Source organism: Microbacterium enclense (assembly GCF_001456955.1).
GTDB lineage: Bacteria > Actinomycetota > Actinomycetes > Actinomycetales > Microbacteriaceae > Microbacterium > Microbacterium enclense.
This window is the reverse complement of sequence record NZ_KQ758467.1, coordinates 87216-101206: the sequence shown is the minus strand read 5'-3', so window position 1 is coordinate 101206 and position 13991 is coordinate 87216. Positions and strand designations below refer to the sequence as shown.

Sequence of the window (13991 nt, the reverse complement as noted above, 5' to 3'; positions counted from 1 at the left end):
TCGACGATTCTCGCACCTCAGTCCTGTCAGTCGGTGACGAGCCGACTCCCGGGTTCACCCGTCCGGTGGCCAGGGGGCCACGAGACTTCACCCGGCGAGCTCCACGCGTCGACCGAGGCGGCCGGCCCACGCGTCCGCCGCCGCACGGCCCAGCACCCTCAGCTTCTGCGGCCGCCGTGTCACCGCCAGGCACACGAGGCACAGGGCCCAGAAGAGTCCCGCGTTCGTCCACCGCGCGAGGGAGTGGCGTCGTCCCGTCCGCAGCTCTCGGTGGATGCGATTGCGCATCGAGTAGTACAGCAGGGCGTCATCGGTGGAGCGGAACATCGCGAGCACCTCGAAGCCCGGCGGCATCCATCGTCCTCCCCGGGGGTCCACCACGACCGCCTCAGCAGACAGGCGGATGCAGCCCCCGGCGCGCACGATGCGCGACGTGTACTCGAGGTCGTCGCCGTAGAGGACGAGGTCGGCGTCGGGGAGACCGATCCGCCGCAGCACGTCGAGGCGCACCAGCAGCCCGCCGTAGGGCGCGTAGGTCACGACAGCCGCGTCGCGCGAGATCCGCGGACGCCGCAGCCCGAGCCGCTCGAGCGCGCGCCGGGCGAACAGGGCGAACTCCACGCCCGCGAACGACCGGTCCTCTCGGGGCTGCTCCCGGGCCTGTTCCGCGCGACGGACCGCGGCGATCTCCCGAGGATCGTCGCTGGGCGCGCGAGTCGGCGCGACAGCGCACAGATCGATTCCGGCTGCGCGCATCGCCTGCTCCTCCGCCAACAGGATCGCCAGCGCGTCGCCGTGCGGCAGGTTGTCGTCGTCGAGCAACCACAGGTAGTCGGCATCCGACTCCAGGGCACGCTCGATCGCGAAACCGAAGGCAGGCGCAGAGCCCTCGTTTCGCGCCAGACGGTGGTAACGCACCACGGGTGCGTGCGCTCGCGCGTACGCATCGAGTTGCCGCCTCGCGTCATCGACCGACCCGTTGTCGACCACGACGACGGCCACGACCCCCGCGGCGCGCATCGCGCCGACCGTCGCCAGGCACGAGGCCGCACGGGAGCCGTACGTGACCGTGGCGCCGATGACGCGCGGAGGGGAGGAGACGGGCATGGCTCACCTTTCGACGGGAGCGTTCGCGGGACCGTAGATCTCCGCCAACGCACGGCGGAACCGGTCGACGGAGAACTCCTCGACGGCGACGCGTCGGATCGCCTCCGCCTGGCGCCGAGCCGCCGGCACGTCGTCGAAGACCGCGCAGACCGCCGCGGCCAACGAGTCAGCCTCGTCGGCGACCGCGAACACCGACAGCGAGTCGTCGACGATCCCCTCGACCCCGATCGACGTCGACACGACGGGGATGCCCCGCACCATGGCATCCACGGTCTTGAACTTCACGCCCGCCCCCGCTCGAAGCGGAACCAGGGCGACGGCCGCGCCGGCGTACAACGGCTCGAGCGACTCGACGCGACCGGTCACCTTCACGGCCTCGGGCCGACGCGCGCTCTCACGCACCATCTCGGCGGTGGGGTGGGCTCCGGCGAAGACGAACACCGCTCCCGGATGCCGCCGGTGCACGCGGGGAGCGATCTCCTGCATGATCCACAGTGCCGCCTCGGCGTTGACGGAGCGGTCGAAGGCGCCGACGAAGAGCACCGAGCCGTCGGACGGAACGGACACCCTCGTCGCCGCGAGCGGCTCGCCCAAGGGCGGTCGCACCACGTGGACCGACGCCGAAGGCGATGCTCGCCGGGCGATCGCGGCATCTTTTCCGCTGAAGACGAGCACCGCGTCGGCGTCGGCGTACACCCGGCGCTCATCGCGACGCACGGTCAGCAGTCGCGAGCGGGCGACCAGCGCACGCGGATGCCAGGGCGCGCCGCCCGCGGCGACGGAGCGCTCCGCCGTCTGCAGCAGGACGTCGTGGGCGACCACGATCCGCCGCGCGCGCGTCGTGATCCCCCGGCCGAGCCACCCCGTCTCCGTCCACTGGAACTCGATCACGTCGGCGGTGAAGAAGCGGGCGTGCACCTCGGCGGACGACATGAACGCCCGCCGCACCCGACGGACGGGCCGGACGGGGAAGAACCGCTGCTGCTGGCGTTCGACGACGGCGCCCATGCGGCCCAGCCCGCGGGCCGCATCGGCGATCTCGACGAGGACGCTCGCGAACTCCCCCGCCGTCTTCGCCGCGGCCGCGCGGTTCTCGGCGGTGGCGGGTGCGACGACGGTGACGTCGTGCCCCAGGGCGCGCAGGGCCCGCACGTGCCGCAGGAAGTAGTGTCCTCCGGCGTGCGGAATGCCATCGAACGGCACGACGGGGGCGACGCTGACGATCCGCACGTGCGACCTCCCGTCGATGTGGGTTCCGACGAGCTCCCACTCTCCGGGTGGCGACCGTTCGCGAGGCGTTCCGGCACACCGCCCGCACCGGGGGTGAAGGCGAACGCGGCCACCCCTCCCCCGGCGGGTGAGCGCGTCGCGGAGTCCCGAGCACCGCTCGCCGCCGCCGACGAGCGGCCGCGCGAGCGCCCGTAGAGTTCGGCCGGGTCGAACGCCCGCGCGAGAAGGGACACTCGGTGGACATCACCCACGTGCAGAGCAGCTTGGTCGCTCCCCTGGGTGGCGCCGAGTCGTACGTCCTGGCGCTCGCGACGGAGCAGGTACGCCGGGGCGCCGACGTCGAGATCGTCACGGGTTGGACGGACCGCCGCACGGTGGAACGGGCGCAACGCGCCGGCATCCGCGTCCGCTCGGTGCGGGTACGCCGGCCCTACCGCCCCGATCAGCACGGCGGGGGAGCCGCCGCCAAGGTCGCATTCCACGCGCTCGACCTGATCGGCGCCGTGACTCCGGTGCCCTCCGTGCTCGATGCGCAGAAGACGGGGCGAGTCGTCCACGTTCATCGCTTCCAGGGACTGGGCGCCCAGGCGCTGCGCGCGCGACACGCACCGGTGGTCCACACGGTGCACGACTACTGCCTCGTCGACACGACCTCGACGACCATCCGCGACGGCCGCGAGCCCGACGATCTGGGCGACGTGCAGCGGCTCCGCGCGCGGGCCATCTGGTCGGCCGCCCGCCGCGCCACCGTTCTCGTGTTCCCGAGCGAGCGGACGCTCGCGCGCCACCGCGCTCTCGGGATGCCGAGCGATGGAGTCGACCAGCGTGTGCTTCCGCACGGGTGGCCGGCACCGGCTCCTGCACTACCGCCGATGACGCCGTCCGTCCGCCCGCGCTTCGTCTTCCTCGGCAAGCTCCAGGCGGCGAAGGGCGTCACGCTGCTACTGCAGGCGTGGGAGCTCCTCGGCGTGGACGCCGAGCTCGTCATCGCCGGCGACGGCCCGGAACGGTCGGCGGTGGAGCGGGCCGCCGCGACCGGCCGTGTCATCTATGCCGGCTGGCTCGACGGTGACGCGAAGGCGGCCCTCATCGCGTCGGCCACGGCCCTGGTCTTCCCCTCGCTCTGGCCCGAGACGTTCGGCCTCGTCATCGCGGAGAGCCTGCTCTCGGGCCGACCGGTGATCGCCACCCCGCAGGCGGCGGGGTCGTTCGTCCGCGACGGCGAGAACGGAATCGTCACGACGGGGGCGAACCCGGAGTCCCTCGCCGGGGCGCTGCGGTGTCTCGCCCTCGACCCGGCACTCCGCGATCGCCTGGCGCGTGGCGCCGCCGACAGCGCGCTCGCCCTCGACTTCGCAACGCACGTCGACCGGGTGGCCGCGGTGTACGCCGATGCCCGGGAGATCTTCGCGCGCCGACGCTGACGTCCGCCGGCGGCTCGCGACGCGAACGAAGCACGAGAGCGCGCCCCGACAACTTTGTCACGAGGGTCACGCCGAGGAAATACAGCGGAAACGCGCGGTTCCTAGCATCGGAGCATCGCCGGATGTTGGTCACACCAACACTGACGCAGCCGCTTCCGGCGGCTCGCCCCGCTGTCGTGGTTCCCGTCTCGACGCCTGTCTTCTCGCCCTCCCGGAGGCCCCCGTGTCCGCCGCTCCACCCGCCTCGATCGCCGCTCTGCGCGGCGCGCGCCTCGCCTCCGGCGCGGTCGTCGACATCGCGCTCGACGGCGAAGAGGTGCTGGCGGTCGTTCCGGCGGGCAGCCCGCTCCCCGACACCGACGGCGACGTGCTCGACCTCGACGGCTACCTCCTCACCGCGGCCGGTGCGGAACCTCACGCGCACCTCGACAAGTCGCAGTCGTGGGATGCCGTCCAGCCCCCGTTCGGCGATCTCGAGCACGCGATCGAGAGCTGGCACGCCTTCGCCCTGACACTCGATGAAGACGACACGCTCGATCGGGCGCGCTCCACGGCCCTGCGGATGCTGGCGTCCGGGATCACCGCGGTGCGCACGCACGTCGACCTGCTCCGCGGCGCCGACGCCCTGACCGGCGTGCGCGCCCTCGTGCGCCTGCGCGACGAGCTCGCGGGCCTCATGGACATCGAACTCGTCGCCCTCGGCGGACCCACGGTCGACGACGACGTGTTCGAGGCGGCCCTCGACGCGGGCGTCGACCTCGTGGGCGGCGCGCCGCACCTCGCCGACGATCCGATCGCCGACCTCGAGCGCCTCATCGCCCTCGCCCGCCGGCGCGACGTCGGCCTCGACCTGCACACCGACGAGAGCCTCGCGGGAGCAGACACCCTCGCCGCCTACGCCCGCGAGGTCACGGGCTGGCACCGCCCCCGCACCGCGGGCCACTGCGTGCGCCTGAGCATGATGGCCGAGGCCGACCTGACCGCGCTCGCCGACGGCATCCGCTCCGCCGACATCGGGATCATCGCCCTGCCCATCACCAACCTGTACCTGCAGGGATGGGGTCTGGACCGGGCCGTCCCCCGCGGCATCGCACCGATCGGCCGGCTCAAGGCCGCCGGTGTGCGCGTCGCGGCCGGCGCCGACAACGTGCGCGACCCGTTCAACCCCGTCGGGCGCTGCGACCACCTCGAAACCGCCTCGCTCCTCGTCAGTGCCGGCCACCTGCCGCCGGAGGACGCGATGGATGCCGTGACCGTCGGCGCCCGCGATGTCATGGGGCTGCCGTTCGCCGGTCCCGTCGCCGGCGCCCGCGCCGACCTCGTCGCGGTGAAAGCCGCCTCGCTGGGGGACGCCGTCGCCTTCGCCAGCGCCGACCGCATCGTGATCCACCGCGGCCGCCTCGTCAGCCGCACCACCGTCTCGACCGAGACCGCGGCATCCGTTCCCCTCCGCCCCGCCGCACCCGCGACGGCGTCGTAACCCGCCCCCAACGGAAAGTGAGCGCCCCGTGACCTTGGCCTCTCCCGCCCCGGTGTCCGTCGCGGATCCCACCGCGCCGATCCTGGACTTCCGCAACGTCGCCATGACGTTCCCCAACGGCACCACCGCCCTCTCCGGCGTCGATCTCACCGTCTCGCGCGGCGAGTTCGTCAGCGTCGTCGGCCCGTCCGGCTGCGGAAAGTCGACCCTGCTGCGCATCGCGTCGGGGCTCGAGACCGCGAGCGAGGGCACGGCCGTCGTCAACACCGATCGCATCGGCTACGTCTTCCAGGACGCGACGCTGCTGCCCTGGCGCGACGTGCAGTCGAACGTCGAACTGCTCGCCGAGCTGAACTGGCAGCCCAAGCGCGTGCGCACGCCGAAGGCCCAGTGGGCGATCGACCTCGTCGGGCTGAAGGGCTTCGAGAAGCACCTGCCCAAGCAGATGTCGGGCGGCATGAAGATGCGCGCCTCGCTCGCCCGCTCCCTCACCCTCGACCCCGAGCTCTTCCTGTTCGACGAGCCGTTCGGAGCCCTCGACGAGATCACCCGCGAACGCCTGAACGACGAACTCATCAAGATCTTCGTCGCGCAGAAGTTCGGCGGCCTCTTCATCACCCACTCGGTGTCCGAGGCCATCTACCTCTCCACCAAGGTCGTCGTGATGTCGGGACGCCCCGGCCACCTCGTCGACACCTTCGAGGTCCCCTTCGACATGCCCCGCGACCCCGAGATCCGCTACACCGCGGAATACGCGAAGCTCGTCGGCGAGGTCTCCCACGCCCTTCGGGAAGGACACTCATGAGCACCACGTCTGCAGAGCCGGTCGTCGCCCCGTCGCCCGCGCCCACGGCATCCACTCCCCCGCCCACGCCCCCGCGCGCCCGCGTGAACCCCGGCCGACGCGGATTCGGTGCCCGGGCCGCCGTCATCGGACCTCCGCTGGCCGTGCTCGTCGTGCTGCTCGGCGTCTGGTACGCCGTCTCGATCGGGCTGGCCGCGTCGGGCAAGGGCTTCCTCATGCCCATGCCCCACGAGATGTTCACCCTCGGCTTCTTCGACCCGCAGGTCGGGGCCGACATCTGGATCGCCCTCTTCCGCACGACCGGCGTCGCGCTCACGGGACTCTTCGTGGCCATGGTGCTCGGCATCGGGTGGGCCATCGCGATGTCGCTGGCCCGCTGGGTCGAACGCTCCACCTACGCCTACGCCGTGATGCTCCAGTGCATCCCGATCCTGGCCCTCGTGCCGCTGGTCGGCTTCTGGTTCGGCTATGAGTTCCTCGCCCGCGTCATCGTCTGCGTGCTCATCGCCCTGTTCCCGATGGTGTCGAACACCCTGTTCGGCCTGCAGTCGGTCGACAAGTCTCAGCGCGAGCTGTTCCGCCTGCAGAAGGCCAACAAGTGGACGGTGCTCACCAAGCTCACCCTCCCGGCCGCACTCCCGTCGATCTTCGTCGGCATGCGCACCTCCGCGGGACTCTCGGTGATCGGCGCGATCGTCGGCGACTACTTCTTCCGCCGCGGCGAACCGGGCATCGGCTCGCTCATCGCCAACTACCAGTCGCGCCTGCAGAGCGCCGAGCTGTTCGCCGCCATCCTCGCGGCCTGCCTGCTGGGCGTCGCCATCTTCGCCTTCTTCGGCTGGCTGTCGAAGGTGGCCGTCGGCCGCTGGTACGACAGCACCCTCTGACCCGCACCCTCCCCTCCGGATGCCGCGAGCCCAGCCGCGCGGCATCCGGGATCCGCCCCCTCCGGACGCCGCGCGCGCACGCGGCGGTGTCCGGCGTACCCGAAACACCCGCACCCGAGAGCACCACCCCCGTCACAGAAAGCGAACCAGCATGCAGCGCTCCACTCTCGTCCGCGGCACCGCCGTCACCGGCGCCGTCGCGATCGCCCTCACCCTGACCTCGTGCGCCGGCAGCGCCGCGGAGACGGCGCCCACCGCCGCCGACATGGAGATCGGCTCGGTCGACCTCTCGGCCGACTGCCCCTCGACCGTCGTCATCCAGACCGACTGGAACCCCGAAGCCGAGCACGGTCACCTCTACGAGCTGCTCAAGGACGACTACACGATCGACGCCAACACCAAGGCGGTCAGCGGTCCCCTGATGTCGGACGGCGAGTACACCGGCGTCAACGTCGAGATCCGCGCGGGCGGCCCCGCGATCGGCTTCCAGACCGTCTCGGCGCAGATGTACCAGGACGACGCGATCACCCTGGGGTACGTCAGCACCGACGAGGCGATCCAGCTGTCGAGCACCACGCCCACGAAGGCCGTCTTCGCCCCGCTCGACATCAGCCCCACCATGGTCATGTGGGACCCCGCGACCTACCCCGACGTCAAGACGGTGGATGACGTCAAGGGCGCCCTCTCCGCCAACGGCGGCGTGTGGCGCTACTTCGACGGCTCGGCCTACATCGAGTACCTCAAGAGCGCCGGTCTCGCCGACGCGTCGATCCTCGACGGCTCGTACGACGGCACCCCGTCGAACTTCGTCGCCGCCGGCGGCAAGGACATGCAGCAGGGCTTCGCCTCGGCCGAGCCGTACGTGTACCAGAACGAGGTGTCGGCCTGGGGCAAGCCCGTCGACTTCGCGCTCATCCACGACGCCGGATGGCAGACGTACCAGTCGTCGATGTCGGTCAAGGCCGACCAGTTCGACGAGCTGTCGCCCTGCCTCACCAAGCTCGTGCCCGTGCTGCAGAAGGCCGGCGTCGCGTACTACGAGGACCCGTCCGCGGCCAACGCGCTCATCCTCGAGCTCGTCGACCAGTACGCCACCGGCTGGACCTACACGCAGGGCGTCGCCGACTACTCCGTCAAGACGCAGGTCGACCTCGGCCTCGTGGGCAACGGCCCCGACTCCACCTACGGCAACTTCGACGAGAGCCGCTTCGACGACTTCTTCACGAAGGCGAGCAAGGTCTACACCGACCTGGGCACCCCGCCCGCGGCCGGCTACACCCCCGCCGACCTGTACACGAACGAGTTCATCGACACGTCGATCTCGTTCTGACCCGCTCGGCCCGGTCCGCCTCGCGCGGGCCGGGCCGTCCGGTGGGATCGTTCCGCCTCGAGCAGCACCCGGGTCCCTGAGCCCGTCGAAGGGACCGACACCCACCGCACCACCGGCGGCTTCGACAGGCTCAGCCACCTCCGCACCCACCCAGGTCCCTGAGCCCGTCGAAGGGACCGACACCCACCGCACCACCGGCATCCGCCCCCACCCGTTCCATCCGGAGACACACCCATGAGCGACACCGCCACCCGCGTCCTCTCCCTCGAAGACGAATTGCTCGACCTCCTCGGCCCCGCGGCCGTCAGCACCGAACCGCGCGTGCGCGAGCGCGCCAGCGTCGACGGCTCGCCGATGTCGCCGATCATCGCGGCGCAGCTGCCGCTGGGCCTCGCCGACCTCGTCGTCTTCGCCGCGAACGCCGAGCAGATCGCCACGGCCGTGGCCGCGGCATCCCGTCACGGTGTTCCCGTCACCGTGCGCGGCAAGGGCACCGGCAACTACGGACAGGCCATCCCGATGCAGGGCGGCCTCGTCATCGACACCACCCGCGCGAAGGCCATCGTCGAGGTCGGCGACGGCTACATCACCGCCGAGGCGGGCACCCCGATGGTGCTGCTCGAACAGGCCGCGTGGGCAGCCGGTCAGGCGCTGTGGATGTACCCCTCGACCGCGCAGTCCACCATCGGAGGGTTCCTCTCGGGAGGCTCCGGCGGCACCGGATCCATCGCGTACGGCTCCAATGACCGCGGCTTCGTCGCCGCCCTCGACGTCGTGCACGCCGACGGCAGCGACGAGATCCACCACGTCGAGGGCGACGAGGCCCAGAAGTACGTGCACAACTACGGCACCGCGGGCGTCATCGTGCGCGCGACCGTGCGCCTCGAGCCGCTGCGCGAGTGGCGCGGGCTGTGGGCGAGCTTCCCCGACTTCGCCGGCACGCTCTCGGTCGTGCAGACCATCGGCAACCTCGCCCCCTCGCCGCGTCTGGTGTCGGGCGACGGACCCGAGATCTCGGCATCCCTCCCCGCCGACGAGGCCATCCCCGAGGGGCGGTCGAGCCTGCGGGTGATCCTGGATGCCGCCCAGGTCGACGCCGTGACCGCGATCATCGAGGGCGCGGGCGGTCGCGTGGAGGCCGTGCGCGAGGGGCCGCAGGCCAGCATCCGGCTGTCGATGCTCAGCTACAACCACCCGATCGAGTGGTACCAGAAGAGCCAGGCGCACGAGGTGTTCCACCTCGAGGTCGCGGGCGCTCCGCTCGCCGAGGACATCGATGCCGTGGAGGCGGTCTTCCCCGGCGCGCATCTGCACATCGAGTCGACGAAGGCGTTCCCCATCGGCATGCTCGCCGCGCCCTACGTCAGCGAACAAGACGTGTACCGCGGCATCGCCGAGCTGAACGCGATCGGCGTCGGCGTGCACAACCCGCACCAGTGGAACGTCGACTTCAACGTCGAGCAGACGATCGAGACGGCCCGGGTCACCGACCCGAACGGGCTGCTGAACCCCGGCAAGCTCAACCCCGACTACACGGGCGCACGCAAGGGAGCGATCATCTCGTGAGCCGTCTTCTGGCAGAGCTCAGCGGCCCCGCCGCAGCCGAGGCCCTCACCGAGGACTCGATCGTCGTGCTGCCGACCGGTGCGATCGAGCATCACGGCCCGCACCTTCCCCTGGCGACGGATGCCATCGTCGCCGAGGCGGCCGCGACGGCCGCCGTCGCGCGCGCTGCGGCGCAGGGGCTCGACGTCTGGCAGCTGCCGACGCTGTCGATCACGAAGTCCGACGAGCACTCGTGGGCGCCGGGCACGCTGTGGCTCACACCCGAGACGATGCTGCAGACGGTCGTCGACATCGGGCGGTCGCTGCTGACCACGCGAGCCCGGACGCTGGTGTTCGTCAACGGCCACGGCGGCAACGTCGCGCTGCTGAACGTGGCGAATCGCGAGCTGCGGCGCCGCTTCGGCCTGCGCACGTTCTTCATGCCGGCCGCACGGGTGCCCTCGTTCGACGGCACCGACGGCACGCCCGACGAGCACGGCACCGGCATTCACGCCGGCTACGGCGAGACCAGCATGATCATGCACCTGCGTCCCGAGCTGGTCGACCCGGCGAAGTTCCACGCCACGGTGCCCGCGCACATCGGCGAGTTCCGCCACATCGGCTTCAACTCCAAGCCGGTGACGTTCGGGTGGCTGTCGAACGATTTCGGTCCCACGGGGGTGCTCGGCGACCCGACCGGCGCAAACGCCGAGGCCGGCGCGCGCATGTTCGAGGACAGCGTGTCGTTCGTCGTCGAGGCGCTCGAGGAGATCAGCCGATTCGACTACACCGCGTGATGGTGGCGCGGCGCGCACGACTCCTGCAGATCCGAGCCTCCGACGGGGGAACGGGCGGCCCCGCGACACAACGCAGGAGATGTGCGCCACGGCGGCCGTCATCACGCCGGCTCCGCGCTGCAATGGCGGCGGTTCTCCTGCGTACGGTCCGGTCGGACCGCTGTGACAACGTCACGAGCGGGTTGCGCTCCCTCAGCAGCGGCGGTGACCACGGCTCGTGCGTCACCGCGACACGACGCAGGAGTCCTCTTAGGACGGCTCGCGGCGCCACGTATTCGCGGCGTCGGCGGCGGAGTGGTCGGCGGATCTCCTGCGTTGTGTCGCACGCGAGCGCGAGGAGATGCTGTGAATAGCCAGACGGCCGAGGCCTCTGGCATCCGGGCCTACGGGCAGGTGCTGCGCCTGCCGGGGGCGCGGAGCTTCGTCGCGGCGGGCATCCTCGCGCGGTTCCCCCGCGCGACGCTGTCGCTGGGCATCATCCTGCTCGTCTCGGCCGCGACCGGCAGCTTCGCCTCCGCCGGGATCGTCGTCGCCCCGCTCGTGATCGGCATGGCGATCGCCGCCCCGCTGTGGTCGTCGCGCATGGATCGGCACGGCCAGGCGCGCGTCATCGTGGTGTCGCTCGGATGCCTCGTGCTCGCGGCATCCGCCCTGCTCGCCCTCGTGCTGACGGGGGCGCCGTTCTGGACCTGGCTCGTCGCCGCGCTCGCGACGGGGGCGTCGACCCCCGACCTGACCTCGGCCGTGCGCGCGCGGTGGACGGTGCTCGCCCCGCCCGCGCAGCGCACGCCCGCGCTGGCGCTCGAGACCATCGCCGACCAGATGGTCTTCATCGCGGGGCCACCGGCCATCACCGCCGTGGCCGCGGCTGTCGACCCGGCCATCGCGATGCTCGGGTCGCTGGCGCTCGGCGTCGTCGGCGGCGTGTGGCTCGCCGCGCAACGCGGGACGCAGCCCGCGCCCGCGCCGCGGGGGCCACGGCGCGGGATCGTGCTGCCGCCGGCCGGCGTGGTTCCGATCGCCGTGGCCTGCATCGCGCTCGGCGGGATGTTCGGAGCCTTCGACGTCAGCCTGGTCGGGTGGGCCGAGATGAGCGAGCGACCCTGGCTCGCGGGCCCGGCCTTCAGCGCCCTGGCCGTGGCGATCGCGATCGGATCGGTCGTCACGGGAGCGCGCACCTGGAAGCTCTCGCCCGCGGCCCGCTACATCGGCTTCGCGGCCCTGGCCGCCGCGGTCGCCGTAGGGCTGCCCTTCGCACAGGGCTCGGCTCCGGTGTTGTTCGGGGTGATCCTGCTGCTCGGACTGGCGGTGTCGCCGGTGATGGTGTCGGGCATCCTCGTGGCGTCCGCTCGCGCCCCCGAGGGCCGTGTCACCGAGACACTCGCCTACCCGACCGCGGCGATGTCGCTCGGCGTGCCCATCGGCGGCGTGATCGCCGGGGCGGCTCTGGATGCCACGGGCCCGGCCGCGGCGCTGATCACCATCGCGGTGTCGCTCGCGTGTGCGGCGACGGTCGCCGCGGCGGGTGAGGCGCTGTTGCGGGTGGGGCGACGCGGCGAGGGCTGAGCCAAGGCGTGCCGGACGTGCACAATCGCGGGTGAGGCGCTGTTGCGTGTGGCGCGACGCGGCGAGGGCTGAGCCAAGGCCGGCCGGGCGTGCACAACGGCGGAAGTCGTCGCCGACACGCCGTGCGGGGCCGGCCGACGGCGGCGTGTCGGGCACGAACTCCGCCATTCGGCTCGCGAGACGAGCCGGTCTCGGCGACGACACGCCCACTCGGCACGGTCGGGGCGCGGCGGGTCGGGCATGGCATCCGCCGTTGTGCGCGGGTCGGAACCGCTGGGGCGGCGGCCCCGAGGGGCAGCGGGTCAGAGGATGACGCCGAACTCCTCGGCCAGGGCCGGCAGCTCCTCGTGGAGCACGTGCGTCGCCTCGGCGGCGAGCGGGTTGGTCGAGACGCCGTTCTCGTTCACGAGCTTGCCGCCGACGTAGACCTGCTGCAGGTTGCGCAGGCCGCAGGCCAGCACGTAGCTGCGCACGGGGTTCCACAGCGGACCGACGTCGGGCAGCCGCGGGTCGACCACCACGAAGTCGGCGAACTTACCCACCTCGAGGCTGCCGACGCGGTCGTCGACCCCCATGATCTCGGCCCCGCCGAGGGTGTGCAGGCGCAGCACGCGCTCGGGCATCATCGACAGCGGATCGTGGGTGCGGGCGCGCTGCATGAACATGCCCATCCGCATGTTCTGCCACGGGTCGGCGACGTCGGTGCAGGCCTGATCGTCGAGGCCCATGCCGACCTTCATACCGAGGTCGAGCATTTCGGGCACGTGGGCGATGCCCGACGCCAGACGTCCGTTCGACGCCGGCTGCCACGACATGCTGGCGCCGCCGGCGGCGGCATCCTGAATGATCTCGGGCGTCGTCTGGATGAAGTGGCCGAACATCATGCCGGGGCGCAGGGCGCCGGCGTTCTTGTACAGCTGGAACTTGGTCTGCTGGTGCTCGATCGCCTCGTACGTCTCGAGGAAGTGCGCCTGGTTGGTGACGCCGAAGCGGTCCATGACGGCGACCTCGATCTCGGCGGCGTCGGGCCGGGTCGACCACTGCACCTGTCCCATGATCGAGGCGCCGAGGGCGATGTCGGGGTTCATCGCGAGCACGTGGTCGAGGGAGGCCTCGAAGCGGGCGAAGATCTCGTCGTCGGTGCCGACGGTGGCATCCAGCGCGATCGAGTCGACGAAGCGGAGCCCCGCGTCGTGGCATCCGTCGGCCTGTCGGGTGTGCCAGGAGTGATCGCGCAGGATGCCGCCGCCGTCGGCGCGCTTGCCCTCGACCATCGGCTCCCAGGGCAGCAGCGGGTCGGTGAAGTTGTAGGCCGTGGTCACGCCGTTGGCGAGGAAGTCGAGCGAGCCGTGCAGGGTGGCCCAGTAGATCTGGTCGGGCGAGGCGTTGTTGAGCACGCTGAACATCGACGTGCACCAGCCGTAGAGCGTCTGGTCGACGCCGAGGCCGCGCGAGCCGCTCGTGAAGAGGTGGCTGTGCGACGACACGAAGCCGGGCGCGACGAACTTGCCGTCGACGTCGAGGATCTCGTCGGCCGTGATCCCCGGGTCGGGGTCGCCGGCGCCGATGGCGGCGATGCGTCCGTCTCGCACGAGCATGTAGCCGCGCTCGATGTAGCCGGGGTCGTCGGTGCCCGCGGGTACCGTGATGAGACGTGCGTTCGTGACCAGGAGCGACATGTTGATGACGGTAACAATGGCGTGTTTCCGCGGTGTTCCGGGCGTGGGGCGGGTTGTTTGCGGGCCTGCTCGTCTCACTTGTCGCGGTGCGCGTCCCACGAATGGCCGGTCGGCAGCCCGCAACCCACCACCAGTGGGACG

The 13991-nt window shown here is 71.6% G+C and carries 11 protein-coding genes; 8 read left to right on the top strand and 3 right to left on the bottom strand.

Going from position 1 to position 13991, the window contains the following annotated elements; translation table 11 throughout:
- Positions 1-87: 87 nt before the first annotated feature.
- Complete coding sequence (locus AS029_RS00445; RefSeq protein ID WP_058230655.1) at positions 88-1107, bottom strand: glycosyltransferase; 1020 nt, start codon at positions 1105-1107, stop codon at positions 88-90.
- 3 nt (positions 1108-1110) lie between these two features.
- Positions 1111-2337, bottom strand: coding sequence for a glycosyltransferase family 4 protein (locus AS029_RS00440; protein ID WP_058230654.1), 1227 nt, complete (start codon positions 2335-2337; stop codon positions 1111-1113).
- A gap of 236 nt (positions 2338-2573) precedes the next feature.
- Between AS029_RS00440 and AS029_RS00435 the strand changes: the two genes are divergently transcribed.
- From AS029_RS00435 to AS029_RS00400, 8 genes are all read left to right on the top strand, one after another.
- Positions 2574-3761 (top strand): glycosyltransferase, encoded by a 1188-nt coding sequence (locus tag AS029_RS00435; RefSeq protein ID WP_058230653.1) that lies wholly within the window; start codon positions 2574-2576, stop codon positions 3759-3761.
- Positions 3762-3984: 223 nt separating this feature from the next.
- Positions 3985-5241: an amidohydrolase family protein gene (locus AS029_RS00430; protein ID WP_058230652.1), complete on the top strand. Its 1257-nt coding sequence runs from the start codon at positions 3985-3987 to the stop codon at positions 5239-5241.
- Between the two features lie 28 nt (positions 5242-5269).
- The gene (locus AS029_RS00425) at positions 5270-6046 is read left to right on the top strand and encodes an ABC transporter ATP-binding protein (protein WP_186807439.1); all 777 of its coding nucleotides are present in this window, start codon (positions 5270-5272) and stop codon (positions 6044-6046) included.
- Positions 6043-6933: an ABC transporter permease gene (locus AS029_RS00420; protein WP_058230651.1), complete on the top strand. Its 891-nt coding sequence runs from the start codon at positions 6043-6045 to the stop codon at positions 6931-6933. The genes AS029_RS00425 and AS029_RS00420 overlap by 4 nt, the downstream gene beginning before the upstream one ends.
- A gap of 151 nt (positions 6934-7084) precedes the next feature.
- Positions 7085-8263 carry a hypothetical protein gene (locus AS029_RS00415; RefSeq protein ID WP_058230650.1) on the top strand — a complete coding sequence of 393 codons (1179 nt, stop codon included), beginning with the start codon at positions 7085-7087 and terminating at the stop codon, positions 8261-8263.
- A 234-nt stretch (positions 8264-8497) separates the two neighbouring features.
- Positions 8498-9829, top strand: coding sequence for an FAD-binding oxidoreductase (locus AS029_RS00410; protein ID WP_058230649.1), 1332 nt, complete (start codon positions 8498-8500; stop codon positions 9827-9829).
- On the top strand, positions 9826-10605 hold the full coding sequence (locus AS029_RS00405; RefSeq protein WP_058230648.1) for a creatininase family protein: 780 nt from the start codon (positions 9826-9828) through the stop codon (positions 10603-10605). The genes AS029_RS00410 and AS029_RS00405 overlap by 4 nt, the downstream gene beginning before the upstream one ends.
- A gap of 345 nt (positions 10606-10950) precedes the next feature.
- Positions 10951-12171 (top strand): MFS transporter, encoded by a 1221-nt coding sequence (locus tag AS029_RS00400; RefSeq protein WP_058230647.1) that lies wholly within the window; start codon positions 10951-10953, stop codon positions 12169-12171.
- A gap of 302 nt (positions 12172-12473) precedes the next feature.
- Here the strand turns inward: AS029_RS00400 and AS029_RS00395 are convergent, their stop codons facing one another.
- Complete coding sequence (locus AS029_RS00395; protein ID WP_058230646.1) at positions 12474-13850, bottom strand: amidohydrolase family protein; 1377 nt, start codon at positions 13848-13850, stop codon at positions 12474-12476.
- Between the last annotated feature and the right edge of the window lie 141 nt (positions 13851-13991).